At 66.3% G+C, this 26,733-nt stretch carries 24 protein-coding genes and 1 CRISPR repeat array; of the genes, 13 read left to right on the top strand and 11 right to left on the bottom strand.

What is annotated here, in order from left to right; translation table 11 throughout:
• Together EV687_RS12205 and EV687_RS12200 are read left to right on the top strand one after the other, a co-directional pair.
• Window positions 1-1,158 carry an acyl-CoA dehydrogenase family protein gene (locus EV687_RS12205; RefSeq protein ID WP_162846599.1) on the top strand — a complete coding sequence of 386 codons (1,158 nt, stop codon included), beginning with the start codon at window positions 1-3 and terminating at the stop codon, window positions 1,156-1,158.
• Window positions 1,159-1,172: 14 nt separating this feature from the next.
• On the top strand, window positions 1,173-2,177 hold the full coding sequence (locus EV687_RS12200) for an acyl-CoA dehydrogenase family protein (protein ID WP_122228314.1): 1,005 nt from the start codon (window positions 1,173-1,175) through the stop codon (window positions 2,175-2,177).
• A gap of 23 nt (window positions 2,178-2,200) precedes the next feature.
• Here the strand turns inward: EV687_RS12200 and EV687_RS12195 are convergent, their stop codons facing one another.
• On the bottom strand, window positions 2,201-2,692 hold the full coding sequence (locus tag EV687_RS12195) for an Lrp/AsnC family transcriptional regulator (protein WP_122228317.1): 492 nt from the start codon (window positions 2,690-2,692) through the stop codon (window positions 2,201-2,203).
• Between the two features lie 170 nt (window positions 2,693-2,862).
• On the opposite strand from EV687_RS12195, the gene EV687_RS12190 reads away from it, so the two are divergent.
• Window positions 2,863-3,879: a 1-aminocyclopropane-1-carboxylate deaminase gene (locus EV687_RS12190; RefSeq protein ID WP_122228320.1), complete on the top strand. Its 1,017-nt coding sequence runs from the start codon at window positions 2,863-2,865 to the stop codon at window positions 3,877-3,879.
• Between the two features lie 62 nt (window positions 3,880-3,941).
• Window positions 3,942-6,647: an alpha-ketoglutarate dehydrogenase gene (mdeB, locus tag EV687_RS12185; protein ID WP_122228323.1), complete on the top strand. Its 2,706-nt coding sequence runs from the start codon at window positions 3,942-3,944 to the stop codon at window positions 6,645-6,647.
• A 197-nt stretch (window positions 6,648-6,844) separates the two neighbouring features.
• On the opposite strand, the gene EV687_RS12180 is transcribed toward mdeB, so the two are convergent.
• The 3 genes from EV687_RS12180 to EV687_RS12170 are packed head-to-tail and all read right to left on the bottom strand — an operon-like array spanning window position 6,845 to window position 10,099.
• Window positions 6,845-7,834 carry a Bug family tripartite tricarboxylate transporter substrate binding protein gene (locus EV687_RS12180; protein WP_122228326.1) on the bottom strand — a complete coding sequence of 330 codons (990 nt, stop codon included), beginning with the start codon at window positions 7,832-7,834 and terminating at the stop codon, window positions 6,845-6,847.
• 34 nt (window positions 7,835-7,868) lie between these two features.
• Entirely contained in the window at window positions 7,869-8,894 is a 1,026-nt protein-coding gene (locus EV687_RS12175) for a hydroxymethylglutaryl-CoA lyase (protein WP_122228329.1), read from the bottom strand.
• Window positions 8,891-10,099 (bottom strand): CaiB/BaiF CoA transferase family protein, encoded by a 1,209-nt coding sequence (locus EV687_RS12170; protein WP_122228977.1) that lies wholly within the window; start codon window positions 10,097-10,099, stop codon window positions 8,891-8,893. The genes EV687_RS12175 and EV687_RS12170 overlap by 4 nt, the downstream gene beginning before the upstream one ends.
• Window positions 10,100-10,258: 159 nt before the next feature.
• Between EV687_RS12170 and EV687_RS12165 the strand changes: the two genes are divergently transcribed.
• Window positions 10,259-11,146, top strand: a complete 888-nt coding sequence (locus EV687_RS12165) for a LysR substrate-binding domain-containing protein (protein ID WP_122228332.1) — start codon at window positions 10,259-10,261, stop codon at window positions 11,144-11,146.
• A 15-nt stretch (window positions 11,147-11,161) separates the two neighbouring features.
• On the opposite strand, the gene EV687_RS12160 is transcribed toward EV687_RS12165, so the two are convergent.
• Window positions 11,162-12,076: a LysR family transcriptional regulator gene (locus tag EV687_RS12160; RefSeq protein ID WP_122228335.1), complete on the bottom strand. Its 915-nt coding sequence runs from the start codon at window positions 12,074-12,076 to the stop codon at window positions 11,162-11,164.
• Window positions 12,077-12,249: 173 nt separating this feature from the next.
• Between EV687_RS12160 and gtdA the strand changes: the two genes are divergently transcribed.
• The 7 genes from gtdA (at window position 12,250) to EV687_RS12125 (ending at window position 18,973) form a co-directional block, all read left to right on the top strand.
• Window positions 12,250-13,305: a gentisate 1,2-dioxygenase gene (gene gtdA, locus EV687_RS12155; protein ID WP_122228338.1), complete on the top strand. Its 1,056-nt coding sequence runs from the start codon at window positions 12,250-12,252 to the stop codon at window positions 13,303-13,305.
• A gap of 139 nt (window positions 13,306-13,444) precedes the next feature.
• On the top strand, window positions 13,445-14,143 hold the full coding sequence (locus EV687_RS12150; protein WP_122228979.1) for a fumarylacetoacetate hydrolase family protein: 699 nt from the start codon (window positions 13,445-13,447) through the stop codon (window positions 14,141-14,143).
• A gap of 14 nt (window positions 14,144-14,157) precedes the next feature.
• Window positions 14,158-14,799 carry a maleylacetoacetate isomerase gene (maiA, locus tag EV687_RS12145; RefSeq protein ID WP_122228981.1) on the top strand — a complete coding sequence of 214 codons (642 nt, stop codon included), beginning with the start codon at window positions 14,158-14,160 and terminating at the stop codon, window positions 14,797-14,799.
• A 50-nt stretch (window positions 14,800-14,849) separates the two neighbouring features.
• Window positions 14,850-16,061, top strand: coding sequence for a 3-hydroxybenzoate 6-monooxygenase (locus tag EV687_RS12140; RefSeq protein ID WP_122228983.1), 1,212 nt, complete (start codon window positions 14,850-14,852; stop codon window positions 16,059-16,061).
• Between the two features lie 76 nt (window positions 16,062-16,137).
• Window positions 16,138-17,139, top strand: coding sequence for a TRAP transporter substrate-binding protein (locus EV687_RS12135; RefSeq protein ID WP_122228341.1), 1,002 nt, complete (start codon window positions 16,138-16,140; stop codon window positions 17,137-17,139).
• 53 nt (window positions 17,140-17,192) lie between these two features.
• Window positions 17,193-17,702 carry a TRAP transporter small permease gene (locus tag EV687_RS12130; RefSeq protein ID WP_122228344.1) on the top strand — a complete coding sequence of 170 codons (510 nt, stop codon included), beginning with the start codon at window positions 17,193-17,195 and terminating at the stop codon, window positions 17,700-17,702.
• Window positions 17,696-18,973: a TRAP transporter large permease gene (locus tag EV687_RS12125; RefSeq protein ID WP_122228347.1), complete on the top strand. Its 1,278-nt coding sequence runs from the start codon at window positions 17,696-17,698 to the stop codon at window positions 18,971-18,973. The genes EV687_RS12130 and EV687_RS12125 overlap by 7 nt, the downstream gene beginning before the upstream one ends.
• Before the next feature lie 14 nt (window positions 18,974-18,987).
• Here the strand turns inward: EV687_RS12125 and EV687_RS12120 are convergent, their stop codons facing one another.
• The 3 genes from EV687_RS12120 to yjgA all read right to left on the bottom strand — a co-directional run bounded on the left by EV687_RS12120 (window position 18,988) and on the right by yjgA (window position 21,289).
• Complete coding sequence (locus EV687_RS12120) at window positions 18,988-19,434, bottom strand: HD domain-containing protein (protein WP_122228352.1); 447 nt, start codon at window positions 19,432-19,434, stop codon at window positions 18,988-18,990.
• 69 nt (window positions 19,435-19,503) lie between these two features.
• Entirely contained in the window at window positions 19,504-20,556 is a 1,053-nt protein-coding gene (locus EV687_RS12115) for an NAD(P)-dependent alcohol dehydrogenase (RefSeq protein WP_122228355.1), read from the bottom strand.
• Window positions 20,557-20,629: 73 nt separating this feature from the next.
• Window positions 20,630-21,289 carry a ribosome biogenesis factor YjgA gene (gene yjgA / locus EV687_RS12110; protein WP_122228358.1) on the bottom strand — a complete coding sequence of 220 codons (660 nt, stop codon included), beginning with the start codon at window positions 21,287-21,289 and terminating at the stop codon, window positions 20,630-20,632.
• A gap of 88 nt (window positions 21,290-21,377) precedes the next feature.
• Between yjgA and pmbA the strand changes: the two genes are divergently transcribed.
• The gene (gene pmbA, locus EV687_RS12105; RefSeq protein WP_122228362.1) at window positions 21,378-22,805 is read left to right on the top strand and encodes a metalloprotease PmbA; all 1,428 of its coding nucleotides are present in this window, start codon (window positions 21,378-21,380) and stop codon (window positions 22,803-22,805) included.
• A 96-nt stretch (window positions 22,806-22,901) separates the two neighbouring features.
• A CRISPR array of direct repeats spans window positions 22,902-23,889; the repeat unit is 28 nt; unit sequence TTTCTGAGCTGCCTGTGCGGCAGGTCAC.
• Window positions 23,890-24,019: 130 nt separating this feature from the next.
• Here the strand turns inward: pmbA and cas6f are convergent.
• From cas6f to csy2, 3 genes are read right to left on the bottom strand one after another with little or no spacing between them, the layout of a single operon-like run.
• On the bottom strand, window positions 24,020-24,586 hold the full coding sequence (gene cas6f / locus EV687_RS12100) for a type I-F CRISPR-associated endoribonuclease Cas6/Csy4 (protein ID WP_122228985.1): 567 nt from the start codon (window positions 24,584-24,586) through the stop codon (window positions 24,020-24,022).
• Between the two features lie 23 nt (window positions 24,587-24,609).
• A complete protein-coding gene (gene csy3 / locus EV687_RS12095; RefSeq protein ID WP_122228365.1) occupies window positions 24,610-25,629 on the bottom strand; it encodes a type I-F CRISPR-associated protein Csy3 in 1,020 nt (339 codons plus the stop codon).
• Between the two features lie 30 nt (window positions 25,630-25,659).
• Complete coding sequence (gene csy2 / locus EV687_RS12090) at window positions 25,660-26,718, bottom strand: type I-F CRISPR-associated protein Csy2 (protein WP_242612650.1); 1,059 nt, start codon at window positions 26,716-26,718, stop codon at window positions 25,660-25,662.
• Window positions 26,719-26,733 lie beyond the last annotated feature (15 nt).

Raw genomic sequence — 26,733 nt, 5'->3', positions numbered from 1 at the left:
ATGGCCACCTTGCTCGACCACTTCGAGCCGGCAGCGCTGCCGGCACACGCCAGGGCCTTCCGGGCCGAGGTGCGCGCGTTCCTCGCGCAGCGCATGCCGGCCTTGCCGGCCGAGCGCCGCGCACGCTCCTGGCTGGGCTTCGACGCCGACTTCAGCCGCCAGCTTGCCGCGCGCGGTTGGGTCGGTGTGACCTTGCCGCGCCAGTATGGCGGCGCCGAACTGGATGCCTTCTCCCGCTTCGTCCTGGTTGAGGAACTGTTGTGTGCTGGCGCCCCCGTCTCCGCGCACTGGATTGCCGACCGGCAAAGCGGGCCGCTGATCCACAAGTTCGGCAACGAGGCACAGCGCAGCTTTTACCTGCCGCGCATCTGCCGGAGTGAGGCGTTCTTCTGCATCGGCATGAGCGAGCCCAACGCCGGTTCCGACCTTGCCAGCGTGGGCACGCGCGCAACACGCGGCGAGAGCGGCGGCTGGCGCTTGAACGGGCGCAAGATCTGGACCACCAATGCGCAGCACTGCCACTACATGATCGCGCTGGTGCGCAGCTGCGGCACGCCGGCAGACCGGCAGCAAGGACTGTCGCAGTTCATCGTCGACCTCTCTGCCCCGGGCGTCACGGTGCGCCCAATCACCGACCTGGCCGGCGACGCGCACTTTTCCGAAGTGTTCTTCGACGACGTGCACCTGGAGGATGCCGCGCTGATCGGGCAGGAAGGCAGCGGCTGGGCCCAGGTCACGGCCGAACTGGCGTTCGAGCGCAGCGGGCCCGAACGCATCTACTCCAGCATCGTGCTGCTCGACCGCTGGCTCGCCTGGCTGCGCGCGCAAGGCGATCGCCGGCATGCCGAACTGGTGGGCCGGCTCGCCACCCACCTGGCGGCACTGCGTGGCCTGTCGATCTCGGTGACAGCGCGTCTGGCGGCAGGCGAGAGCCCGGTCGTCGAAGCCGCCCTGGTCAAGGAGCTTGGCACCACGTTCGAGCAAGACATCGCCACCTCGATCGAAGCCGCGCTTGGCACAGATCCGGGCGCAGCAATCGACGGCGAGCTGCTGCGCACTTGCGCCTACGTCAACCAGATCTGCCCGACCTACTCGCTGCGCGGCGGCACGCGCGAAATCCTGCGCGGTGTGATCGCGCGGGGGCTCGGCCTGCGCTAAACAAGGATTTGCTCATGTTCACCGATGCATTCGAGACCTTCTTGCGTGGCCACTGCACGCCCGCAGACGTACGCGCCATCGAGGCAGGGGCGTCGCACCAACCACTATGGGAGGCGCTGTCGGGCTCCGGCTTCCTGGAGCTCATGGCCGCGGAGGAAGCGGGCGGCGCCTGGCTGGATCTGGCCGGCGTGCTGCCGATGCTGTCTGCGCTGGGCTACCACAGCGTGCCGTTGCCGGCCGGCCAGGCCATCGCCCTGCGCAGCCTGCTGCCATCGGAATGGGAGGTTCCTGATGGCCTGCCCACATTTGCGCCAGCGGCCTTGGTCCAAACCGATGGCAGCCTCCTCGCACCGCGCGTACCTTTTGGCCTGCTCGCCGAGCAGGTGCTGGCGCAGTGGGACGGCGTGCTGTGGTTGCTCGATGCGCAGGCGGCCCAGCGCCGCTCCTGCGGCATTGCGCATGATGCGAGCGCCGACCTGCAGTGGGACGCCGCGCACCTGCCACGCCATGCCCGGCGCGTGGCGGACTGCTGCGGCGCATCCACGCTGGTGGCGTGGGGCGCGGCGTTGCACGCAGCGTTGCTGGCAGGCGCCCTGACGCGGAGTTTCGAACTCACGCTGCAATATGGCAACGAGCGATCCCAGTTCGGGCGCTCCATTGGCAAATTCCAGGCCATCCAGCATCAACTGGCCGTCATGGCGGAACACGTTGCCGCCGCGCGCATGGCCGTGGCCTGTGCCTTCCCCGCGCATCAGCGGGTGCCCGCACTGCTGCCCGCCGCGATGGCCAAGGCGCGCTGCAGTGAAGCGGCCGGGCTGGTGGCCTCGATCGCGCACGCGGTGCACGGGGCCATCGGCATCACCGAGGAATACGATCTGCAACTGAGCACCCGGCGCCTGCATGCGTGGCGGCTCGCCCACGGCGCGGAAACCCACTGGCACGGCGTCGTGGGAGCCGCCTTGCTGGAGCAGGCAGACACTACAGTCGCCGACTTCGTACGGGAACTGCAGGAAGCGTAGCGCGCTGCCACAACCCTTCGCGCTCAGATTGGCAACCGTGTGGTCGAGAGCACCTGGCGCAGGCCGATGAAGGTGCGGATCTGGCGCACGCCGGGCAGGTAGAGCAGTTGCTCGGCGTGCAAGCGGTTGAAGCTTTCGTTGTCCTTGGTGCGCAGCAGCATGACGTAGTCGAATTCGCCGGTGACGACGTGGCATTCCATGCAGCCGGAGACCTTCTGCACGGCGCTTTCGAAGTCCTCGAAGGTTTCGGGGGTGGAGCGGTCCAGCACCACGCCGATCATCACCAGCATGCCCATGTCCAGCGCCTGCGGCTCCAGCAGCGCCACCACCTGGCGGATCAGCCCGGCCTTCTTCAAGCGTTCGACCCGGCGCAGGCAGGCCGGCGGGCTCAGATGCACCTTCTCGGCCAGGGCCTGGTTGGAGACCGAGGCGTCGGCCTGCAGCAGCCGCAGGATATGGCGATCGGTGCGGTCCAGATCGGACAGAGTGAGTGAAGCGGCTCGTTCATTCTTCATGTGAAATATTATTAGTCATTTCTTCAATTAAGAGAAATATATATCGATAAATTACGCATGAAATTATCATTTTCACAATAAAAATCAATTATTTTAGAAATTACATTTCTCTGCATTTTCTCTACCATTGGCAGGACTTTCCTCCCCTTCACCCCACTTGGAGTCCGACCATGAACCTGCAGAAATTCCCCCGCTATCCCCTGACCTTCGGCCCCACCCCGATCCAGCCGCTCAAGCGCCTCTCGGCCCATCTGGGCGGCAAGGTCGAGCTGTACGCCAAGCGCGAGGATTGCAACTCCGGCCTGGCCTTTGGCGGCAACAAGACCCGCAAGATGGAGTACCTGATCCCCGAAGCCATCGAAGGCGGCTACGACACGCTGGTGTCGATCGGCGGCATCCAGTCCAACCAGACCCGCCAGGTCGCCGCAGTGGCGGCGCACCTGGGCATGAAGTGCGTGCTGGTGCAGGAGAACTGGGTGAACTACTCGGATGCGGTGTACGACCGCGTCGGCAACATCGAGATGAGCCGCATCATGGGCGCCGACGTGCGACTGGATGCCGCGGGCTTCGACATCGGCATCCGCCCCAGCTGGGAACAGGCGATGGAAGACGTGCGCAAGGCCGGCGGCAAGCCGTTCCCGATTCCGGCCGGTTGCTCGGAGCATCCGAAGGGCGGCCTGGGCTTCGTCGGCTTCGCCGAGGAAGTGCGCCAGCAAGAGGCCGAGCTGGGCTTCCAGTTCGACTACATCGTGGTCTGCTCGGTCACGGGCAGCACGCACGCCGGCATGGTGGTGGGTTTTGCCGCCGATGGCCGCGCCAACAAGGTGATCGGCATCGATGCCTCGGCCAAGCCGGAGGCGACCCGCGCCCAGGTGCTGCGCATCGCGCAGAACACCGCCAAGCTGGTGGAGCTGGGCCGTGACATCACCGAGGACGACATCGTGCTCGACACCCGCTTTGGCGGCCCCGAGTATGGCCTGCCCAACGAAGGCACGCTCGAAGCCATCCGCCTGTGCGCGCGCCAGGAGGCGATGCTGACCGACCCGGTGTACGAGGGCAAATCCATGCACGGCATGATCGAGAAGGTGCGCCTGGGCGAGTTTCCCGAAGGCTCCAAGGTGCTCTACGCCCACCTGGGCGGCGTGCCGGCGCTCAACGCCTACAGCTTCCTGTTCCGCAACGGCTGACGCCCCCCGCAGGCCGTGGCGCGGCCCGGCCTGCCTTCTCCCCGCCCCTACGGAGACACGCCATGGATACCCCACAACGTTTCGGTGCCTATCTCGATGAACGCCAGCACCGCGCGCCCGATCCTGCCGAGCTGCAGGAGTGGCGCGACGCCCTGGACGGCCTGCTGGAGGCCTGGGGTGCCGGCGCCGGCGCGCAGCAGGCCTGCGCCGTGCTCGATACGTTGCTGGCGCACGCGCGCCGGCGCGGCATCGACTGGCATGCCGATGCCGTCACGCCCTATCTGAACACCGTGCCGCTGGCGCAGCAGCGCGAGTACCCGGGCGACACGGACATCGAAAAGCGCCTCTCGGCCATCCTGCGCTGGAACGCACTGGCGATGGTGGTGCGCGCCAACGCACAATACGGCGAGCTGGGCGGGCACATCGCCAGCTACGCCTCGGCGGCCGACCTGTTCGAGACCGGCTTCCAGCATTTCTTCAAAGGGCCGGAGGCCGAGCCCGGCGCCGACCTGGTGTACTTCCAGCCGCACTCCGCGCCCGGTGTCTACGCCCGTGCCTTCCTGGAGGGGCGGCTGTCGGAGGATTCCATCGCCCATTACCGCCAGGAGCTGTCGGCCCAGCAACGCGGCGTGCAAGGCCTCAGCTCCTACCCGCATCCGTGGCTGATGCCCGATTTCTGGCAGTTCCCGACCGGCTCCATGGGCATCGGCCCGATCAACGCGATCTACCAGGCCCGCTTCATGCGCTACCTAGAGCACCGCGGCCTGCTGCAGACGGCCGGGCGGCGCGTCTGGGGCTTCTTCGGCGATGGCGAGATGGATGAGCCCGAATCCATCGCCGCGCTGACGCTGGCCGCGCGCGAGGGGCTGGACAACTGCACCTTCGTCATCAACTGCAACCTGCAGCGCCTCGATGGCCCTGTGCGCGGCAACGGCCGCATCGTCGACGAGCTGGAATCGCTGTTCGCCGGCGCGGGCTGGAACGTCATCAAATGCCTGTGGGGCTCGGAATGGGATGCGCTACTGGCGCGCGACCACACGCACACCATCGCCCGCACCTTTGCGCAGACCGTCGATGGCGAGTTCCAGACCCTCTCGGCCAACGACGGCGCCTTCAACCGCAGCCACTTCTTCAGCAAGACGCCCGAGCTGCAAGCGCTGGTGGCGCACCTCTCCGACGCCGAGATCGACCAGTTGCGCCGCGGCGGACACGATCCGGTGAAGATCCATGCCGCCTTCCTGCGCGCCACGCAAACGCAGGGCCGCCCCAGCGTGGTGCTGGCCAAGACCATGAAGGGCTACGGCATGGGCAGCATCGGCCAGGGCCGCATGACCACGCACCAGCAGAAGAAACTCGGCCGCGAGGACCTGCTGGCCTTCCGCGACCGCTTCCGGCTGCCCATCAGCGATGCACAGGTCGAGCGCGCCGAGTTCTACAAGCCCGCCGCCGACAGCCCCGAGATGCAATACCTGCACGCGCGCCGCCGGCAGCTTGGCGGCTGCCTGCCGCAGCGCCGCGCCAGCGCGCCGCCGGTCGCGGTACCCACGCTGGCGCAAAGCGGCGGCTTCGCCATCGATGCCGACGGCAAGGCCATGAGCACCACCATGGCCTTCGTGCGCCAGCTCGGCAACCTGCTCAAGGATGCGCAACTGGGCCCGCGCATCGTGCCCATCGTCGCCGACGAGGCGCGCACCTTCGGCATGGCCAACCTGTTCCGCCAGGTCGGCATCTACGCGCCGTTCGGCCAGCTCTACCTGCCCGAGGACGCCGGCTCCATCCTCGCCTACCGCGAGATCAAGGACGGCCAGATCCTGGAGGAAGGCATCTCCGAGGCCGGCGCCATCTCGTCATGGACGGCCGCGGCCACCAGCTACTCCACGCATGGCCTGGCGATGCTGCCGTTCTACATCTACTACAGCATGTTCGGCTTCCAGCGCATCGGCGACCTGATCTGGGCCGCGGCCGACCAGCGCGCGCGGGGCTTTCTGATCGGCGCCACTTCCGGGCGCACCACGCTGGGCGGCGAAGGCCTGCAGCACCAGGACGGCACCAGCCACCTCGCGGCATCGACCATCGAGAACTGCCGCGCCTACGATCCGGCCTTTGCCGGCGAGCTGGCCGTCATCATCGACCACGGCGCGCGGCGCATGATGGAGGCGCAGGAAGACGCCTTCTACTACATCACCGTGACCAACGAGAACGTCGAGAACCCCAGCCTGCCGGACGACGTGCACGAGGACGTGCTGCGCGGCATGTACCGCTTCCGTACCGGGCGGCAAGACGCGGCGCAACAGGTGCAGTTGCTCGGCAGCGGCGCCATCATGGGCGAAGTGCTCAAGGCCGCCGCCATCCTCGAAGCCGAGCACGGCATCGGCGCCACGGTGTGGAGCGTGACCAGCTACACCGAACTGGCGCGCGAAGGCCAGCGCTGCGAGCGCGCCTGGCGCCACGGCGAGCGCGATGCGGTCGGCAGCTGGTTCGAGCAGCGCCTGGCCGATACCAACGGCCCCATCATCGCCGCCACCGACTACGTGCGCGCCCTGCCCGACATGGTGCGGGCCTACATCCCCAGCGGGCGGCCATACCTCACGCTGGGCACCGACGGCTTTGGCCGCAGCGACTCGCGCGCGGCATTGCGCCGCCACTTCGAGGTGGACGCCGCCGCCATCGTCCAGGCTGCCTTGCGCACGCTGGCGCAGGCCCGGTCACGGCAGCGCGAGCAGGAGGGCGATGCCTTGTCGGCATGGGCATCGCTGGCCACTGACTGATAACCTGTGCACGATCTTTTTCATGGGTCACGTTGTCCCGAAGGGCGGGAGGTCAAAAACGCACCGGGCGGCGTTGTCAGCCATGCGCAGGCGGCCAGTCTGCGCCTGCTACGGGCATCTTGCCCCCTGCATTCTTGACCTCCCGCCGTGAACCACGAAAAGATGGCGGACAGGTTCCGAGGAGCCGCAGGACGGCGTCACTCCGGCAGAATCCCGGCGGACCGAACGGTTTGGCCCCAGGCTTCGTAATCGGCCCTGACGCGCTCGCCAAAGGCCTGCGGGCCCTGGAAGTCGGCAGCAGCCCCCTGCTCCGTCGCGCTTTGCACGAAGGCGGGCTCGGCCGTCACTTCTTCGATGGCACCCACCAACCGGTCGATCACCGGCTGGGGCGTACCCTTGGGCGCGAACACGCCGAACCAGGAAGTGGCATTGACGCCAGGGTAACCAGCCTCGGCGGTGGTGGGCACCTCGGGGAAGCTGCTCAGCCGCGTGGCACCAGTCACCGCCAGCACGCGCAGGCGGCCGGACTGCACGTGCGGCACGAAAGGCGGCGCAGTGCCGAAGGTCAGATCGACCTGGCTACCCAGCAGGTCCTGCAGTGCCGGGCCGGTGCCCCGATAGGGCACGTGCACCATCTGGATGCCGGCCTGCTGTTCGAGCTGCACGCCGGTGACGTGCTGCAGCGAGCCGTTGCCGGACGACGCGTAGTTGAGCTGGCCCGGGTGCGCCTTGGCGTAGGCGATCAGTTCATCAAGCGTGTTCACCGGCAAGTCGCCGCGCACCACCACGATCTGGGGTGCCGACAGCACATTGGCCACCGGGATGAAATCCGCCTGCTGCCATTGCGGCTCCTTGGTGACGTGCGGGGAAATGACATGGAAGCCCGAATACTGCATCAGCAGCGTATAGCCATCGGCACTGGCACGGCGCACGATGTTGGCGGCGATGGCGCCATTGCCGCCGGCCTTGTTGTCCACCACGATGGACTGGCCAAGCCGCTGGCCCAGCGGTTGCGAGAGCATGCGGCCGGCCAGGTCGGTGGTGCCGCCGGCAGATGCCGGCACCACCAGGGTGACGGCGCGGTTCGGCCAGGTCTGCGGGGCCTGGGCCTGGGCCAGGCTGGCAGCGCCCAGGGCTGCGGCCAGCGCGACAGCGGCAAGGAATTGCTTGCGGGTGATGGATTTCATGGTTTGTCTCCTCGTTGGGTTGAAATTATTGCGGTCACTTCTCCAGGGCGCGCTGGCGGATCTCGGCCAGGTCCGCCGGCGGCGGGTGGGTTTTCCAGCGCGGTCCGGCCTTGACGAGCTGGCCTGGCATGTCGTGGCCGATCAGCGCCGGCAGGCGCGCAGCGGCATCGAGCAACGCCTGCAGGTCGATGCCCGTGTCGTAGCCCATCAGCTGCAGCGCGTGCACGACTTCCTCTGTGCAGACGTTGCCGCTGGCGCCCGGCGCATAGGGGCAGCCGCCCAGGCCGCCGAGCGCGGCGTCGAAATGGCGCACGCCGGCATCGAGGCCGGCCAGGATGTTGGCCAGCCCCATGCCGCGGGTGTTGTGGAAGTGCAGCGTGAAATCGATCTCCGGCCAACGCCGGCGCGCCTCGCTCGCCATGCCGTGAACCTGCGATGGGTAGGCCATGCCGGTGGTGTCGCACAGGCTGATGCCGACGACGCCGAGGTCGGCGAAGCGCTGCACCCAGTCGAACACCTGCCCGGGCGACACATCGCCCTCCATCGGGCAGCCGAAGCAGCACGAGAGCGAGACGCTGACGCTGACGGCCCCGCCCACCGTATCGATCACCTGCCGCAAGCCGGCGAAGGATTGCTCCCGCAGCATGCGCAGGTTGGCCAGGTTGTGGGTTTCGGTGACCGACATCACCAGGTTCAGTTCGTCGGCACCCGCCGCGATGGCACGCTCGGCCCCCCGGACATTGGGCACCAGCGCGCTGTAGGTGCAGCCCGGCGCCTTGGTGATGCCGCGAAACACTTCTTCGGCATCCCGCAGCGACGGAATGGCCTTGGGCGAGACGAAGGCCGTGACCTCGATCTTCCGGAGCCCCGCGGCCGAAAGCGCGTCGACCAGCGCGATCTTCTCGGCGGTGGGCACGAAGGCTTGCTCGATCTGCAGGCCGTCGCGCATGCCGACTTCCTGCACCCGCACCCGCCGGCTCTGGCCGTGCCAGACATCCGCGGCACGCGAGGCGGCGCCGGAATCGGCCTTGTTGCTGATGGTGGCGTGGAGCGGGCTCATTGCACCACCCCCTTCTGCCGCAGCGCGGCCAGTTGCTCGGCGCTCACGCCGATCTCGCGCAGCACGGCCTCGGTGTCGTCGCCCAGGCCGGGTGCGCTGGAGCGGATGCCGCCGGGCGTGCCCGAGAGCTTGGGCACGATGCCTGGCACGGTGATTTCATAGCCATCGCGCGTGGTCTGCGTCAGCAGCATGTCGCGGGCCTGGTAGTGCGGGTCCTCGGCGATGTCTCGGGCGGTGTAGACCTTGCCGGCCGGCACGCGCGCGGCGGCCAGCGCCTGCAGCACTTCGGCCACCGGGCGCTGCTGCGTCCATGCGGCAACGGCCGCGTCGATCTCGGCCACGCGCGCCACGCGCCCGGCGTTGTTGGCCAGCGCCGCATCGTTGCCCAGATCGCCGCGCCCGATGGCCTCCATCAGGCGCTTGAAAATGCTGTCGCCATTGCCAGCCACCAGCACCCAGCCGTCGGTGCAGGGATAGGCGTTTGACGGAGCAATGCCCGGCAGCGCGCTGCCAGCGGCGTCGCGCACGGCGCCGAACACGCTGTACTCCGGAATCAGGCTTTCCATGCAGTTGAACACCGCCTCGTGCAGCGCCACGTCGATCACCTGGCCCGGCCCGCCACTGACCTTGCGGTGGTAGAGCGCCAGCAGCACGCCAATGGTGCCGTGCAGCGCCGCCAGCGTATCGCCGATCGAGATGCCGCAGCGCACCGGCACGCGGCCTGGCTCGCCCGTCAGATGGCGCAGCCCGCCCATGGATTCGCCGATCACGCCAAAGCCCGGCAGGTCGCGGTACGGCCCGGTCTGCCCATAGCCGGAGATGCGCAGCATCACCAGGCCAGGGTTGATGGCATGCAACTGTTCGGGCGACATGCCCCAGCCCTCAAGCGTGCCGGGGCGGAAGTTCTCGATCAGCACGTCGGCCTCAGCGATCAGGCTGCGGGCGATGTCCTGCCCCTCGGGGCTGCGCAGGTCCAGCGCAATCGAGCGCTTGTTGCGCGACTGCACCTGCCACCACACAGAAGTGCCATCCTTGACCATGCGCCAGTTGCGCAGCGGATCGCCCGCGCCAGGCGGCTCGATCTTGACGACATCGGCGCCGAAATCCCCCAGCGTCTTGCCGCAGAACGGCCCGGCAATCAATTGCCCCATCTCCACCACCCGCACACCGGCGAGCACGCCCGAATCGACGATCTGGTCCAGCATCGTTGCGTCTCCTTTGGCGCTGATCATCGAACCATCGGCAGGCGTTGCAAAGCGCTATTGCGTCAGCTTGCCATCGCAATCCGGCATGGCAACTCTACAATGCAGGGTTAACCCATATATAAGCATCAGCCGATTTTTCTTCAATCAACGCATTTCGCGATGAAGATAGACCCGATTTCCCTGCGCCTGTTCGTCGCCGCCATGGAAGAAAAGACCATTGCCGCAGCCGCCGCGCGGCAATGCATTGCCGCCTCCGCGGCCAGCCGCCGGCTCGCCGAACTGGAGCAGCAGCTCGACGTAACCTTGTTCACCCGCAGCAACAAGGGCATGGCACCAGCGCCCGCAGCCTACGCACTGCTGAACCTGGCGCGCACCGTGCTCAATGATCTGGACAGCATCGGCGCGCAGATGCTCTCCTGGGGCAGCGGCATGCTGGGTCAGGTGCGCGTGGCCGCCAACATATCGGCCATCACCCAGTTCCTGCCGGCCGACCTGAAGAGCTTTCTGACGCACTACCCCGGCGTGCAGATCCAGCTCGACGAGCAGATCAGCTCCCAGGTGGCGCAGTCGGTGCTCTCCAACACGGCCGACCTGGGCATCCTCAACGAAGGCCAGTATGGCGACGGGCTGCAGTTCATCTCCTACCGCGAGGACGAGCTGGTGCTGGTGACACCGCAAGGCCATCCCCTCACCGAACAGGCCTCGGTGCGGATGACCGACGCGCTGCCCTACGACTTCGTCGGCGCGCACCTGGGCAGCGCCATCAACAACCAGCTCATCGTCGCGGCGGCGCTGGCCAAGGCGCCGCTGCGCATGCGCATCCACGTCACCAGCTTCGATGCCATGTGCCTGATGGTCTCGGCCGGGCTGGGCATCGGCGTGCTGCCGGCCGGCTCGGCGCGGCTCTACACCCGGGCGCTCGGACTCACCACCCGCCCGCTGGCCGAGCCATGGGCGCGGCGGCGTTTGGTGATCGCGGTGCGGGGCGATGCCTCGCGCTCCAGCGCAACCCAGTTGCTGATCCGGCACCTGACAGGCGCCGCATGACCGGCACCTGCCGGCTCAGCCGCTGCCCACCGCCTGCCGCAGGGCCGACAGCATCGCGGCCACGGCGATGCGGTTGGTGCTGCCTTGCCGCCAGTACATCGAGACGGTGCCAAAGCCCGACATCTTCAGCGGCACGATGCGCATGCCGCCGAGTTGGGAGAAGCGCACGGCGGCGCGGTGCGAGGCCAGGCCGATCATGTCGCTGCTGTTGATCAGCGTGAGGTTCAGCGTCACCGAGTTCGATTCGATGTGGCCGCGCGGCAGCACCTGCCCGGCAGCGGCCAGCGCGTTCTCCAGCGTGTTGCGGATCGGCGTGCCCTTGGGCCAGACCAGCCAGCGGTACTGCATGAGGTCCGGCCAGTCGAGGGCATCGCGTGCGAACAGCGGATGCTGCGGGCGGGCCACGAGATGGATGGGCTCCATGTAGAGCGTTTCCGAGACGGTCACCGCCTCCTGCAGCTCCGGCGCGGTGCGGCCGACCACGACGTCCAGCTCGCCCGTGGCGAGTTGCTGCATCAGCACGTTCATGGTGCTTTCCATCAGCCGGATGCGGGTCTGCGGCAGGCGTTCGAGCAGATGCAGCACCGCCCCCGGCACCAGATCGGAGGCTGAAGCCCCGGAGGTGCCCAGCACCACCAGGCCGTGGCCGCCTTCACGCAGGGCCTGCATGTCGTCGCGGGCGCTGTCCAGGTGGGCGTTGATGCGGCGCGCATGCGCGATCAGCGCCTCGCCGTGCGGCGTTGGCCGCAGGCCCCGCGCATGGCGCTCGAACAGTTGCAGGCCCATGTCTTCTTCCAGCTCCTTGAGCCACTTGGACAGGGCCGGCTGGGTGGTGTTCAACGCCAGCGCGGATTGGCTCATGTTGCCGGTATGGGCCAGGCTGAGCAGCATTTGCAGGTTGCGCAGCCGCAGGCGGTCGGTCCAGTCCATCGGTCGTACTCGTGAAGAGGTGAAAGGTATATGGATAAAGATATGCCTAATAACAAAAGACCATTTTACGTGGGCAGACCGCGTGCAAATAATCCAGACAAACCAGCAGATTTGCCGGCCATGACGTGAGAGAAGTCCGGCGGGCCATAAACCAAATGGTATAGGAGACACGCATGAGCACCACCGTTGCAGCCACCACGCAGGCCGAGCGCCAGGCCTATTACGAGCGCATCGCGGCGCAGCGGCTGACGCCGCTGTGGGAGTCGCTGCACAGCCTGGTGCCAGCCCAGCCCCGGCCCAAGGCCGTCGCCGCGCTGTGGCGCTACGACGAGGTGCGGCCGCTGGTCATGCAGGCCGGCGCCATCATCAGCGCCGAGGAAGCCGTGCGGCGGGTGCTGATTCTGGAAAACCCCGGCCTGCCGGGCCGCTCCAGCATCACCTCCACGCTGTATGCCGGCCTGCAGCTGATCCTGCCCGGCGAGGTCGCGCCCAGCCACCGCCACACCCAGTCGGCGCTGCGCTTCATCGTCGAGGGCAGCGGCGCCTACACCGCCGTCAACGGCGAGCGCACCACCATGCACCCGGGCGATTTCATCATCACGCCGTCGTGGACCTGGCACGACCACGGCAACCCCATCGAGGCCGAAGGCGGCGAGCCGGTGGTCTGGCTCGATGGGCTGGACATTCCGCTGCTGGTACACCTGGATGGCGGCTTTGCCGAGAACTATCCCGAGGCCGAGCAACCCGTCACCCGCCCCGAAGGCAGCAGCTTCGCGCGCTTCGGCCACAACATGGTGCCGGTGCGGCACCAGGTCACCGATCCGACCTCGCCGATCTTCAGCTATCCGTACAGCCGCAGCCGCGAGGCGCTGGAGAAGCTCTCCCGCCACGGCGACATCGACGCCTGGGATGGCGTCAAGCTGCGCTACGTCAACCCGGCCACCGGCGGCTGGCCGATGCCGACGATGGCCACCTTCATGCAGTTGCTGCCCGCCGGGTTCGAGGGGCGCAGCTACCGGCAGACCGATGCCACCGTCTTCAGCGTGGTCGAAGGCCGTGGCACCGCCCACATCGGCGAGACCGCCTTCGCCTTCGGCCCGCGCGACACCTTCGTCGTGCCATCGTGGCAGCCGTTGCGCCTCTCGGCCGATGCGGACGCCGTGCTGTTCAGCTACTCCGACCGGCCGGTGCAGGCCGCGTTGAACCTGTTGCGCGAAGAGCGCCTTTGAACGTGTCGTTGAACGCGCTGTTGAACGCGCCTTGAAGCACTGCGGGCGTTTGGCGCTGCTGCGAACGATGGCCGGCCCGATGCACCTTGCCCTGCCCACGCTTGCGTCCCTCCATTTCACATCCATCACAGGAGCCACCATGTCCTTCGTCTTTCCGCCTCCCGCCCCAGTGGCCATTCCCGTTGCCGGCAGCGATGCCCAGTTTGCCGTGCGGCGCGTCTACTGCGTGGGCCGCAACTACGCCGCCCACGCCCGCGAGATGGGGTTCGACCCCGACCGCGAGCCGCCGTTCTTCTTCTGCAAGCCCGCCGACGCGGTAATCCCCGTCGCAGATGGCCAAACGCTGGAGCTGGCCTACCCGGCCAACACCAGCAACTACCACTATGAGGCCGAGTTGGTGGTGGCCATTGGCCAGGGCGGCAGCGACATTGCGGTGGAGCAGGCGCTGCAACATGTCTGGGGCTATGCCGTCGGCCTGGACATGACCCGCCGCGACCTGCAGATGAAGATGCGCGAGATGGGCCGCCCGTGGGAGATCGGCAAGGCGTTCGACGCCTCCGCCCCGATTGCACCGCTGCACTTGGCCAGCGCGGTGGGCCACTTCAGCGATGCCGCCATCTGGCTGAGCGTCAACGGCCAGGACCGCCAGCGCAGCAACGTCTCGCACCTGATCTGGTCGGTGGCCGAGACCATCGCCGACCTCTCGCGCTACTTCCGCCTGGAGCCGGGCGACCTGATCTTCACCGGCACGCCCGAGGGCGTGGGCGCGGTGCAGGCCGGCGACCTGATGGTGGCCGGCGTGGAGCGCCTGGGCGAGCTGCGCGTGCGCGTGGTGTGATGCGGGAGCGCGGCGTGCAGCTTTACAGCTTCTTCAACAGCTCGACCTCCTACCGCGTGCGCATCGCGCTGGCCCTCAAGGGGCTGGCGGTGGATTACCACGGCGTCAACATCCGCATCGGCGAACATCGCGCCGACGATTATGTGCAGGGCATCAATCCCTCGGCATCGGTGCCGGCGCTGGTCGATGGCGATTTCCGCCTGGGGCAGTCGCTGGCCATCATCGATTACCTGGACCAGCTCCAGCCCGCGCCGCGCCTGATTCCGCAGGAGCCGCAGGCGCGCGCCCGCGTACTGGAGCTGAGCCATGCGATTGCCTGCGACATGCACCCGGTCAACAACCTGCGCGTGCTGAAGTACCTGCAGGACGTACTTGGCGCCAGCGCCGCGCAGAAGAGCGCCTGGTATGCGCACTGGATCGCCGAAGGCTTCGCCGCGGTCGAGCGCCTGCTCGAACAGCACGGGCATGGCCCCTGGTGCTTTGGCGAGGCGCCCACGCTAGCCGACGTCTGCCTGGTGCCGCAGGTGGCCAATGCCTTGCGCATGGGCTGCGAGCTGAGCGCCTACCGCCGCGTCATGGCCGTGTATGTGCACGCTGATGCCCATCCAGCCTTCATTGCGGCGCAGCCGACGCGCCAGACCGACTTTCAAGCTTGAGCCAGTGATCCGAGAACGATAGACGCATGACTGCGCAAAAGGAGACTCCCATGAACAACCCATCCCCATCTGCACCTACTGCCATCGTCGTCGGTGGTGGCATCGGCGGCCTGGCAACAGCCCTGGCGTTGTCACGCCAACGCATCCAGGTTGATTTGCTGGAGCAGGCCGCCACCATTGGCGAGATCGGTGCGGGCATCCAACTCGGCGCGAACGCCTTTGCCGCCCTGGATGCGCTGGGCGTGGGCGATGCGGCACGCAGCCGCGCCGTCTTCACCGAGCACCTGACCATGATGGATGCGGTGGACGCCAGGCCCGTGGCGCGGGTGGAAACCGGCGAGACCTACCGCCGCCGCTTTGGTAACCCGTATGGCGTGATCCACCGCGCCGACATCCACCTTTCCATCCTGGAGGCGGTGCAGGCCAATCCGCTGATTCGCTTCCACACCTCGAAGACGGTGGTGGATGTGGTGCAGGACGGCAGGACCGCCACTGTGATCGACCAGCAGGGCGAGCGCTTCACGGCAGATGCCGTGATCGGCTGCGATGGTGTCAAGTCGGCCGTGCGTGCCAAGTTGTTGGGCGATGAAGCCCGCGTCACCGGGCATGTGGTTTATCGCGCTGTAGTGGATGTGGAGAACATGCCGGCCGACCTGCAAATGAATGCGCCGGTGGTCTGGGCCGGCCCGCATTGCCACCTGGTGCACTACCCGCTGCGCGGCGGCCGGCAATACAACCTCGTGGTGACTTTCCACAGCCGGGCGCAGGAGGAATGGGGTGTCAAGGACGGCAGCAAGGAAGAAGTGCTGAGCTATTTTGAAGGCATCCACCCGCTGCCGCACCAGATGCTGGACCGCCCGACCTCATGGAAGCGCTGGGCCACCGCCGACCGCGACCCGGTCGAGCAGTGGAGCTTCGGCCGCGTCACCCTGCTGGGCGATGCGGCGCACCCGATGACGCAATACCTGGCACAAGGCGCTTGCCAGGCGCTTGAAGACGCTGTCACCCTGGGAGAGGCGATTGGTCGCACCGACGGCGATTTCGAAGCGGCCTTTGGCCTTTACGAACAGGCGCGCATTCCCCGCACCGCACGCGTGCTGTGGTCGGCCCGCGAGATGGGGCGCCTCTACCACGCCAAAGGCGTGGAGCGGCAGGTGCGCAACGCCTTGTGGGTCGGACGCACGCAAGAGCAGTTCTACGACGCCTTGCAATGGCTGCACGGCTGGCATGCCGGCGACTGCCTGGCTGCGCCAGGCCGCTGAGCCACGCGTTGGTGGATCCGTACCGGGCACGCATCCTGGTCAAGCACAGACAACTACGGCAACAAGGAGACAAACCATGCCTTTTCCTTCCCATCGTTTGACGAAATGGACGGGCCGCTTGCTGCATGCGGTGGCTTTCACCGCCGCATGCACCACCGCGGGCCTGAGCCATGCGCAGACCCTGCGCATGGGCCACGTCACCGCCCCGACCCACGTCTGGAGCCAGGTGGCCGATCGCATCGGCAGCAACCTTGCCGAAGCCACCGGCGGCAAGACCAAGGTCGCCAACAACCCGCTGGCCAAGCTCGGGAACGAGGCGCAGATGATCAACCTGCTGCAGTCCGGCGCCATGCCGCTGGGCATCCTCACGGCCGGCGCGCTGTCTAACCGCGAGGAGTCGTTTCTCGCCTGGTCGCTGCCCTACACCTTCACCGACGTGGCCCACGCCACCAGGGCCACGCAGACGCCCGCGGCGCAAACCATGCTCGAGCGGCTCGAACCGCACGGCATGGTCGGCCTAGGCTATGCCATGGCGGGCATGCGCCACGTCCTCTCCGCCACCGAGATCCGCACCGCGACTGACCTGGCCAACCAGAAGATCCGCTCCTTCCCCAGTCCCATCTACAACGACTGGTGGACCGCCAACCATGCCGCGCCCACCGCCATGCCGCTCTCGGAGGTGGCGCCCTCGCTGACCACCAAGCTGCTCGATGCGGTGGACGTCGATCTGGACGCGCTGGTGAGCATGAAGTACCACCAGCAGGCACCTTATCTGAGCCTGACCAACCATATGGCCTTTCCGTCGGTGATCGTGGTCTCCAAGCGGCACTGGGACAGGCTGAGCGAGGCCGAGCGCGCCACGCTGCGGGCTGCGGTGGAGGAGGCCCAGGCGTGGGGGTTTGAGCAGGCCATTGCCGCCGAGGCGCGCAACCTGGCCACCGCCAAGGCCGATGGCGCGCAAATCAGCACGCCCGATCTGGCCAGCTTCGAGCAGGTGGCCGCGCCGGTGCGCAGCAAGTACATCACACGCAATGCCCTCATCGGTGCGTTCCACCAGCAGGCCACGGCGCTGAAGTAACGCACGCCGACCAACGGCTGCCATCCGCCGTCCGCCAACCCACGGAGATTGCCATGTCCGCACTGTCTGCCATCCACGCCATCGACCGGGCGCTGGCATTTGTCGAGCGCTGCTTGCTGGTGGCCATTGCCGCCGGCATGACCGGCCTGATGATGCTGCAGGTCATCCTGCGGTATTTTTTCAACGCGCCGCTGTTCTGGGCGGAGGAAGTGTCCGTGCAGTTGCTGGTGTTCATGACGCTGTTCGGCATCTCGCTGCTGATCCACCACGGCCAACTGGTCAACATCAACTTCCTGCCGCAAATGCTGGGCCGGCGCGGCCAACTGGCGCTGAACCTGCTCAGCGCCCTCGCCATGCTGGCCATCCTGCTGCTGTTGGCCTGGCTGGGCTGGCAGTGGGTGGCGCGCGCCGACGTTCGGCTGGAAATGGGCGCGACCACGCAGTTGCCGCGCTGGTACAACTACAGCGCGCTGCCGCTGGCGGCCGCGGCCATGTGCTGGCACCAGTTCGCGGCAATGCTACGGCTGCTGCCAAGCCGCCCGCAGGAGGCACGCGCATGCTGACGCTCGCACTCTTTTTCGCGGCGCTGCTGGCGGGCATGCCGATCTTCGGCGCGCTGCTGCTGGCCAGCGTGGTCTTCATGGCCACGCACGATCTGGCCATGCTCTACGACTCCATCCCCATCCAGCTCTACGGCTCGCTGGAGATCAACAGCCTGCTGGCGATCCCGCTGTTTTTGCTGGTCGGCGAAGTCATGAACCGCGGCGGCCTGACGCAGCGCCTGATCGCCGTGGCCGAACTGCTGGTCGGGCGCATCAAGGGCGGCATGGCCTACGCCAATCTGCTGACCAATGCGATGGCCGCCTCCATCCTCGGTTCGGCCGTCGCGCAGATCGGCGTGATGAGCAAGGTGATGATTCCGGCGATGGAAAAAAGCGGCTACGACCGCGCCTTCTCGGGCGCCGTGACGGTCAGCGCCGGCCTGCTCGGGCCGATCTTTCCGCCGTCCATGCTGATGATCATCTACGGCGTGGTGGCGGTGCAGCCGATTGCGCCGCTGTTCATCGCCGGCATCCTGCCGGGCCTGCTGATCGTCGCCGCGCTGGGCCTGGTGATCCTGCTCTACGGCTTGCTGGGCACGCGCCTGCCCGCCGGCACGCGCGCGCCGCGTGCGGCGGGCGAGTCCGCGAAAGTGCTGCTGGCGGGCATCCTGCCGGGCGTCATCCCGGTGGTGGTGATCGTCGGCATCATGGCCGGAGTCATGACGCCCACCGAATCTGGCGCGGTGGCGGCGCTGCTGGCATTGGCGCTGGGCGTGGGCTACCGGGAAATCCGGCTGCGCGACCTGCCGTCGATCCTCGCCGCCGTGGCCTTGTCCACCGCGACCATCACCAGCCTGATCGCCTCGGCGGCGGTGCTGAGCTGGGTGCTGGCGTTCGAGGGCATTCCTGACTTGATGGTGGCCTTCATCGCCGGGCTGACCGACTCTCCATTCCTGTTCATGCTGCTGGCCGTGCTGCTGATGCTGCTGCTGGGCATGTTCCTCGAAAGCATCGCGGTGCTGATCGTGCTGGTGCCCATCCTGATGCCGGTGGTGCAGACGCTGGGCATCGATCCCATCCAGTTCGGTGTGGTCTGCACCATCGCCACCGTGATGGGGCTGGTCACACCGCCGGTCGGGCCGGGCCTGTTCATCGCGATGAACCAGGCGCATATCGGCATGTGGCCGCTGTTTCGCGCCACCACGCCCTTTTTGCTGGCCGTGCTCGCGGTGCTGGTGCTGATCTGCGCCGTGCCGGCGATCTCCACCTGGCTACCGGGCCTGAATGGCTGAGACCGGGGCAGGCGCTACAGCGCTTCCAGCAAGGCCAGCGCCGCGCGGTATTCCTGCATGCGGGCGTGGTCCTCGGGTTGCGCAGCGGGGATGCGCGAGAGATCCATGTTGTCGAGGATGTCGGCGCGCTTGACGGCGCGGGCAATCGGGTTTTGCGCCGCGCGGCGGGTGGCGCTCAGGCGCGATTCCGTCTCTGGGCGGGTGAGGATCTCCACCGCCTCGACGACTTCCGCGGGGATGCCGGCGGCCAGCAGGTCGGCGCGCGTCAGCGCGGTCTGCTCCAGCGTGTCGTGCAGCACGGCGGCCATGCGCTGCTCGGGCGTGGCCGGCTTTTGCAGGCCGGCCATCACCCGCAGCGGGTGCAGGATGTAGGGCGAGCCATCGTCGTCGCGCTGGCCGGCGTGTGCCTGCACGGCCATCACGATGGCGCGCTCCAGCGGGTCCGGATTTCCGCCGTTCATGGCTGCTCCTGTGCATCCTGCGGGCGTGTCACACCCATGCCACGCTCACGTTCATGTTCATGTTCATGTTCACGCATGCGCCAGCGTGGCCATGTCGATCACGAAGCGGTACTTCACATCGCTGCGCAGCATGCGCTCGTAGGCGGTGTTGATGGCATCCATGGCGATGACTTCCACATCGGCAGTGATGCCGTGCGCGGCGCAGAAGTCGAGCATGTCCTGCGTTTCGGCGATACTGCCGATCAGCGAGCCGGCCAGACGCTTGCGCCGTGCCGTCAGGTGGATGGCGCGGATGGGCGGCTGGTTTTCGGGGGGAATGCCCAGCAGCACCAGTGTGCCATCGCGCCGCAGCAGCGACAGCAGCGGATTGAGGTCGTGTTCGGCCGAGACGGTGTCGAGGATGAAGTCGAAACCCTCAGCCTGCGCCTTCATCTGCGCCTTGTCGGTGGAGACCACCACCGCACTGGCGCCCAGGCGCCGGGCGTCGGCCGCCTTGCCCGGCGAGGTGGTGATGAGCGCGACCTCCGCGCCCAGCGCGCTGGCGAGCTTGACGGCCATGTGCCCCAACCCGCCCAGCCCGACCACGCCCACCCGCATGCCGGGGCCGACCTGCCACTCGCGCAGCGGCGACCAGGTGGTAACGCCGGCGCACAGCAGCGGCGCCGCGCCAGCCAGGTCGAGCCCCGGCGGGATGCGCAGCACATAGGCCTCGTCCACCACCATGGCACTCGCATAGCCGCCGCGCGTGATCTGCCCGGTCTTGGGGTTGAGGCTGTCGTACGTCCACACCAGCGATCGGCAGTACTGCTGCAGCCCGGCCTGGCAGTCGCGGCAGACGCGGCATGAATCGGCCATGCAGCCCACCCCGACCACATCGCCAATGCGGTGGCGTGTGACATTGGCCCCCGCCTCGACCACCCGGCCGATCACCTCATGGCCCGGCACGATGGGATAGGTGGTGGCGCCCCAGTCATTGCGCGCCGCATGCAGGTCCGAGTGGCAGACGCCGCAGTAAAGCACCTCCAGCCGCACGTCGTGATCACCCAGCGCAGGAGCCTCGAACGCAAAGGGAGCCAGCGCGGCATCGGCTGCCTCGGCGGCATAGGCATGGGTGCGGCTCATGGGATCGAACTCCTGTGGGGGAAAGAAGGTGTCATTCTGAAAGAACGCGCCGCGGCGGTGGTCGTTGTTCGTATCAGTCAGTATCGCCGCGGTGCTGCAACTGGTCTTCCTGCTGCTCGGCACGGGCACGCAGGCCGCGCTGCACCCACTGGAACAGCTCGCGATAGGCCTTGCCCTTGCGCGGCGCAAGCCCTTGCGAGACTTCGGCGCTACTGGGGCCGGGCGCATCCCTGCGGGCCTGCCGGATCAGTGTGCGCAGCTGCTGCACATCGTCGCCTGGCTGCTCGACCAGCCACGCGGTCAGCGCCTCGTCATCGGCCAGCAGGCGCTCGCGCCACTGCTCGGCCATATGCAGGGCCTGCTTTTCCTCGGCACTGCCATTGCGCTGGATCTCCAGTGCAGCGCGGATATCGGCAATCGCGGCCTCGTCGAGGCGGCGCATCAGCTTGCCCACATACTGCATCTGGCGGCGGCGGCCCTCGAAATTGCTGATGCGGCGCGCTTCCGCCAGCGCCCCCACCAGCGTCTCGGGCAGTTCGAGCTTGGTGAAGAGATCCCGGCGCAGCGTCAGCAACTCTTCACCCAGCGCCTGCAGTTCCTCGCTCTCGCGCTTCTTGTCGGTCTTGCTGATGTCGGTGCCCTTGAGCTCGACCTTGAGCTGCTGGTCGAGCTCGCTGCCTGCGGCCACGAAGTGGCCCTTGACGTAATAACCTTTGGTGGATTTTCTTGGCATGGTGTGGTGATGGAAACAGGCGCTGCGGCAGCGGCGGCGCGGGGGCCGCCTACGCGGGGCCGACCATCCAAGTATCATAGCGGCCATCATGAAACAAGCGACACAATCCCCCTCCGCACCCCGCACCGCCAAGGCCCGCAAAACCGCCGCAGCCCAGCCTGCCCCGAGCGGTTTTGCCTACACCCGCGAGCAGTTCGAGGCGCTAGCCGATCTGGCCCTGGCGCGCGCGCACCAGATCGGCGCCAGCGACGCGGCGGTGGAAGTCTCCGAAGGCAGCGGCCTCTCGGTGAGCGTGCGCAAGGGCTCGCTCGAGACCGTCGAGCGCAACCGGGACAAATCGCTGGGTATCACGGTCTATGTCGGACAGCGCCGCGGCAATGCCAGCACCTCCGACTTCTCGGAAGCGGCCATCACCCAGACCGTGCAGGCGGCCTACGACATCGCCCGCTATACCGCCGAAGACCCGCAGGCCGGCCTGGCCGACAGCGCCGACATCGCGCCGCCCGAGACGCATTACGACCTCGACCTCTTCCATCCCTGGTCCATCGACAGCGAAGCCGCCGCGGCGCTCGCGCTGCGCTGCGAGGGCGCCGCCTTTGCCACCAGCCGCCGCATCACCAACAGCGAAGGCGCCGGCGTCTCGGCCCAGCAAAGCCAGTTCTTCGCCGCGCACACCAACGGCTTTCGCGGCGGCTATGCCAGCTCGCGCCACAGCATCTCCGTCGCGCCCATTGCCGGCACCGGCGCCAGCATGCAGCGCGACTCGTGGTACAGCTCGATGCGCGACGCCGAGCGCCTGGCCACGCCGGAGACCGTGGGCCGCTATGCCGCCGAACGCGCGCTCAGCCGCCTGGGTGGACGCCGCATCAGCACCCGCCAGTGCCCGGTGCTGTTCGAATCGACCCTGGCCGCCGGCCTGCTCGGCGCCTACGTGCAGGCCACCAGCGGCGGCGCACTCTACCGCAACAGCAGCTTCCTGCAGGATTCACTCGACCAGAAACTCTTCCCCGTACACATCGAAATCGAGGAAAACCCCTTCATCCTCGGTGGCAAGGGCAGTTCCCCGTTCGACGCCGAAGGCGTGCGCGTGGCCCCGCGCATGGTGGTGCGCGATGGCCGCGTGCAGGGCTACTTCCTCAGCAGCTACACCGCCCGCAAGCTCGGCATGAAGACCACCGGCAACGCCGGCGGCTCGCACAACCTGACGCTGCAATCGAAACACACCCAGGCCGGCGACGACCTGCCGGCCATGCTGCGCAAGCTCGGTACCGGCCTATTCGTCATCGAGCTGATGGGACAAGGCGTCAACTATGTCACCGGCGACTACTCGCGCGGCGCCAGCGGCTTCTGGGTTGAAAACGGTGAGATCGCCTATCCGGTCGAGGAAATCACCATCGCCGGCAACCTCAAGGACATGTTCCTGGGCATCGAGGCCATTGGCGCTGACGTCTACAACTACGGCGCCAAGTCCACCGGCTCGGTGCTGGTCAATCGCATGACAGTGGCGGGTGGGTGAGCCAGCCTCTCCCTTGCAAAGGAATTCACGCTCTCGAGCGCGCCTGCACGCATGACCGGCTGCACACAGGATCGGTTTTATTCATCTCTTGGTTCTGGCTTGAGCTGCCTGTGCGGCAGGTCACGCCGCACACAAGCTCAAACTCGGGCAGCGGCTTTTCTGAGCTGCCTATGCGGCAGGTCACATCCACAGCGCTTCCGGCCTGAATCTCGAACTTTTCTGAGCTGCCTGTGCGGCAGGTCACTCCGGACATCAGCGGCGGTACTTGTCCTTCATTTTCTGAGCTGCCTGTGCGGCAGGTCACCCGAACGCTTTAAGACGCCCTGGGAGCTTGAATTTCTGAGCTGCCTGTGCGGCAGGTCACGCCGGCACCATGCTCTACCAGCGCTGGGACGATTTCTGAGCTGCCTGTGCGGCAGGTCACCGTTATCCGGGAACTTGGTCACCGCGCCACCGTTTCTGAGCTGCCTGTGCGGCAGGTCACTTTCGGGCCCAGGGCCGCTGGTATGTGTTGCATTTCTGAGCTGCCTGTGCGGCAGGTCACACATAATTAATCATTTGTGTCAGTGGAAAAAATTTCTGAGCTGCCTGTGCGGCAGGTCACCCAGCGGCAGTCATGACGGGAATGGCGACGATTTTCTGAGCTGCCTGTGCGGCAGGTCACTGGAGCATCTGCTCACAGTCGAATGGCCTGATTTTCTGAGCTGCCTGTGCGGCAGGTCACCTCACTTGGGTGCGCAGGCCACGCCGATTGCGTTTCTGAGCTGCCTGTGCGGCAGGTCACGAAGTTAAGTTCCGGCTGATCGCCGAGCGCCATTTCTGAGCTGCCTGTGCGGCAGGTCACCCTGCGCCTGCTGGCGTGGGCTTTCACTGCTGTTTCTGAGCTGCCTGTGCGGCAGGTCACGTTGCTGCATGTGAGTCCGACTGCACGGCGTATTTCTGAGCTGCCTGTGCGGCAGGTCACAGACGGATATTGGCGGCTCTGTGGATTTGGTTTTTCTGAGCTGCCTGTGCGGCAGGTCACGTTGTAGTCGCCAGAGAATGCGACCTCGGCTATTTCTGAGCTGCCTGTGCGGCAGGTCACAAGATTCTAAATCTCCCAATGCATTGATTTTTAAAGAACAAGTTCAAAAAACAGAGCGAACACCCAAAATTTTGGATGTTCGCTAAGCAATTGATTTTTCTAGGCGCTTAGATGGCACCAGAAAAAAGGGTCAAAACCACGCAATGGTGGCGGTGGCGCTCAATCCGTAGGCATTGAATGTGCCGTGTACCGGAGCGGATACCGGTTCACTCAACGCCAGAAACAGCTGAAACGGCTGACCGGTACTGCTGCTGCGCAGGTGCACGAACGGCAAATCGGGCTGGCGTTCCACGCTATCGGGAATCGCTGTGGCCGCTTGCTCGGCGGTTTCGCCTTTGCGTTTGATGCGGCGGCGGCGCAGGCGCTCTGCACTGGTCTTGAACTGGCGGCGTGTAAGGTGCCGCTGCTCAGCTTCCGCAGGCACTGCGGCAATGCCGGTCAGTTGCGTGTGGTCGCGCATGCCGCGCAGCCAGTCGCTGGCGATCAGCGTTTGCAGAGAGGTCTCCGGCCCGAGCAGGCGCAGCACTTGCCCCAAACTGCGCGGCTGCAATTGGTATTGCGGAAAGGCGATGGCAATGTCGTTGGTGCCTTGCGCCGCCAATGCGCGGTGCAGTTTGGCCACCAAAGCGCTGAGCAAGTGTGTGGGGCTGAACTCCGGGTCTGGCAGCAGTTGGATATCGATGTAATGCGTGGTCATGGCAATGGCCCTGCTTTCCAGCATCAATTGCCGGCATCGCCAAACACGCCGCCACGGATGAGCACGGCCACCACAAAGTGCTGCTGTTCCAGCGCGGGCACTTTGTCTTTCAGAATCCAGTCATCCAGCAGGTTGTAGAAGTCCTGCTTTTGCTTCGGCTGCCGGTACGCCTTGCCTTGCGTGGTGACGGAGCCGTAGGGTTCCACCGCAATGGGGCCCAGCTCGCCTGCGCCTTCGTACCAGTCGTCCACGGTGCGAATGGCGTTGCCGAGTTTTTGCGAGTGGATCGCGGCAACATCGTTGACGTGATAAAGCGTTTTGCTTTTGTCGCCACGGCCACGCTCCAGAATCAACTCTTGCGAGGGGAATACCTCTTGCCCTGCCCCGGCGCGCACATAAGCGGTAATTTGCAACAGCACATGCTCATCACCTGCCAAGCCTTTGGCAATGAGTGCAGCCAATGCGTCACGGTCCGCGGCGGCGCTGCCTGCTTCAAAGTTGCGCAAGCCCAGCGCTAGTGCGTCAAAACGCCAGCTTTGCGCGGCCTTGCCCTGTTCGATTTTGGCGATGTCGATGCGCACTTGCTCCGCGCCTTGGCGGTTGCGCCACAGAAAGCGCCCATTGGCCAGGTTGTGTGCGTAGCGCTTGGCCAGCTCGCCAAAACCATTGGCCTGCACATAGCCGTCGACGGTGGCCTTGAGCTTGGCCTGGTAGTCGGCGTTGTTGCAGGCCGACGGCGTGCCGGTGCCCGGCAACACGCGCAGGGTGAAGCTGACTTTGAGCGTGTCGGCATCGGCAGGAAGGGTGGCAACGTCCACCGTTTGCAGGTTGGGATTTTCAATCGCCGCATCCAGTTTGGCTGGATCCTGGTCTTTGGTTTTGAGTCGATTGGAGATGGTGCCGCGCACAGACTTGGGGCGCAGTGCAACCGGCAGCCATGGTGCGGATTGCCCGATGGCGTCCCAGTTGCCGGAGTGCAAGAGCGCGTCAGAAGGATCGAGCTTGCGTTCGAATGCGAGGACGGAAGCGGTTTTCAAAGACATGGTGGTTCCTTTCGGTTCGAGATTCAAAATTCAATGCGATGCAGCGGTCGCCGCGTTGGTCAGAGAAGATTCAGATTCGCCGTTGTCATCAGGCGCATGCGCCGTTTCTGGTGCGTCTGGCTCAGGCTCTGGCGGCACATAACTGCTGCGGGCGCGATACAGGCCGCGTTCAGGCTGGCTGTCTGCCCACCACAGCAGATCGCTGATGTTGTCCATGCGGTGCGGGCTGACCCACTGGCCAACGGAGTACAGGCTCTCCACAAAGCGCAGCGGCGTTTCGCCATCGCGTGCGTTGGCCACCTGGCCGGGTTCGTACAGCTCGGACAGCGCGCCGTACCCCACCGGAATGGGCACCAACCAGCCAGCGTCCTTGGGGCGATCATGTGACCAGACGATTTTGGTTTTGCCATCCGCCAGCGGTTTCTCGTGGCTGCGCCAGTTGAAGCGCGCCAAATCCAGCCAGGCATCCAAGGTTGTGGCGTTTGCATCCTGCGCTTGCAATTGCGTCAAGCGCTGCGCCAGCAAATCATCGCGGCCCACCAGCGCAAATCCCGGCAACAGGCGGCGGCGCAGCAGCCGGAACTGCTCGGCGCGTTTCTGCGCATCGGCATCCATCAAGATCAACGATGGCGTGATGAACTGCCCTGGCTGCGGCTTGTGGTGGATGACCGAACCGCCTGCAATGCGCATGGTGCTGAGCAGGTCGCGAATCTTCCACGCCAATGCCTGGCGCACAGCAAGATCAGCGCCGAGCGGATTCTCTGCGGCGTCTTCCGCCACGCCGACCTGAAACACCAGCGAGATGTCCAGGTGAATGCGGCCTTCTTCGACGATGGCGGCGGTGCTGCCGTCCTTGTCGACCGGGTTGCGCGTCAGGCGGAAGGTTTTGACAAAGCCATCGCTCACCTGCTCCTCATGCCAGTGGCAAACCACCCCGACTTTTTCGAAAAACAGGGAATCGATGCCGGCATCCACCAGCTTGCGCTCCAGCGCCCATTGCAAACCCAAAAACGCCGTGATGGAAGGAAAGCCATGCGTGAGTGGGCTGGAAATCGCATTGGCGTTTTGAACGCGCACATGCGGGAGCACCAGCAACCCCTTGTT

Source organism: Corticibacter populi (assembly GCF_004217315.1).
Taxonomy (GTDB): domain Bacteria; phylum Pseudomonadota; class Gammaproteobacteria; order Burkholderiales; family Burkholderiaceae_C; genus Lampropedia; species Lampropedia populi.
Note: the sequence above shows the minus strand (reverse complement) of the source record. Positions and strands in the feature narration are given on the sequence as shown.

Coding starts and splice junctions, on each gene's coding strand:
- pmbA (WP_122228362.1), top strand. CDS start 21,378: ATGAAACAAGCGACACAATCCCCCTCCGCACCCCGCACCGCCAAGGCC.
- EV687_RS12120 (WP_122228352.1), bottom strand. CDS start 19,434: ATGAACGGCGGAAATCCGGACCCGCTGGAGCGCGCCATCGTGATGGCC.
- csy3 (WP_122228365.1), bottom strand. CDS start 25,629: ATGTCTTTGAAAACCGCTTCCGTCCTCGCATTCGAACGCAAGCTCGAT.
- EV687_RS12165 (WP_122228332.1), top strand. CDS start 10,259: ATGAAGATAGACCCGATTTCCCTGCGCCTGTTCGTCGCCGCCATGGAA.
- EV687_RS12195 (WP_122228317.1), bottom strand. CDS start 2,692: ATGAAGAATGAACGAGCCGCTTCACTCACTCTGTCCGATCTGGACCGC.
- yjgA (WP_122228358.1), bottom strand. CDS start 21,289: ATGCCAAGAAAATCCACCAAAGGTTATTACGTCAAGGGCCACTTCGTG.
- EV687_RS12125 (WP_122228347.1), top strand. CDS start 17,696: ATGCTGACGCTCGCACTCTTTTTCGCGGCGCTGCTGGCGGGCATGCCG.
- EV687_RS12140 (WP_122228983.1), top strand. CDS start 14,850: ATGAACAACCCATCCCCATCTGCACCTACTGCCATCGTCGTCGGTGGT.
- EV687_RS12205 (WP_162846599.1), top strand. CDS start 1: ATGGCCACCTTGCTCGACCACTTCGAGCCGGCAGCGCTGCCGGCACAC.
- mdeB (WP_122228323.1), top strand. CDS start 3,942: ATGGATACCCCACAACGTTTCGGTGCCTATCTCGATGAACGCCAGCAC.
- EV687_RS12115 (WP_122228355.1), bottom strand. CDS start 20,556: ATGAGCCGCACCCATGCCTATGCCGCCGAGGCAGCCGATGCCGCGCTG.
- EV687_RS12190 (WP_122228320.1), top strand. CDS start 2,863: ATGAACCTGCAGAAATTCCCCCGCTATCCCCTGACCTTCGGCCCCACC.
- EV687_RS12150 (WP_122228979.1), top strand. CDS start 13,445: ATGTCCTTCGTCTTTCCGCCTCCCGCCCCAGTGGCCATTCCCGTTGCC.
- EV687_RS12135 (WP_122228341.1), top strand. CDS start 16,138: ATGCCTTTTCCTTCCCATCGTTTGACGAAATGGACGGGCCGCTTGCTG.
- EV687_RS12180 (WP_122228326.1), bottom strand. CDS start 7,834: ATGAAATCCATCACCCGCAAGCAATTCCTTGCCGCTGTCGCGCTGGCC.
- cas6f (WP_122228985.1), bottom strand. CDS start 24,586: ATGACCACGCATTACATCGATATCCAACTGCTGCCAGACCCGGAGTTC.
- gtdA (WP_122228338.1), top strand. CDS start 12,250: ATGAGCACCACCGTTGCAGCCACCACGCAGGCCGAGCGCCAGGCCTAT.
- EV687_RS12130 (WP_122228344.1), top strand. CDS start 17,193: ATGTCCGCACTGTCTGCCATCCACGCCATCGACCGGGCGCTGGCATTT.
- EV687_RS12200 (WP_122228314.1), top strand. CDS start 1,173: ATGTTCACCGATGCATTCGAGACCTTCTTGCGTGGCCACTGCACGCCC.
- EV687_RS12160 (WP_122228335.1), bottom strand. CDS start 12,076: ATGGACTGGACCGACCGCCTGCGGCTGCGCAACCTGCAAATGCTGCTC.
- EV687_RS12175 (WP_122228329.1), bottom strand. CDS start 8,894: ATGAGCCCGCTCCACGCCACCATCAGCAACAAGGCCGATTCCGGCGCC.
- EV687_RS12170 (WP_122228977.1), bottom strand. CDS start 10,099: ATGCTGGACCAGATCGTCGATTCGGGCGTGCTCGCCGGTGTGCGGGTG.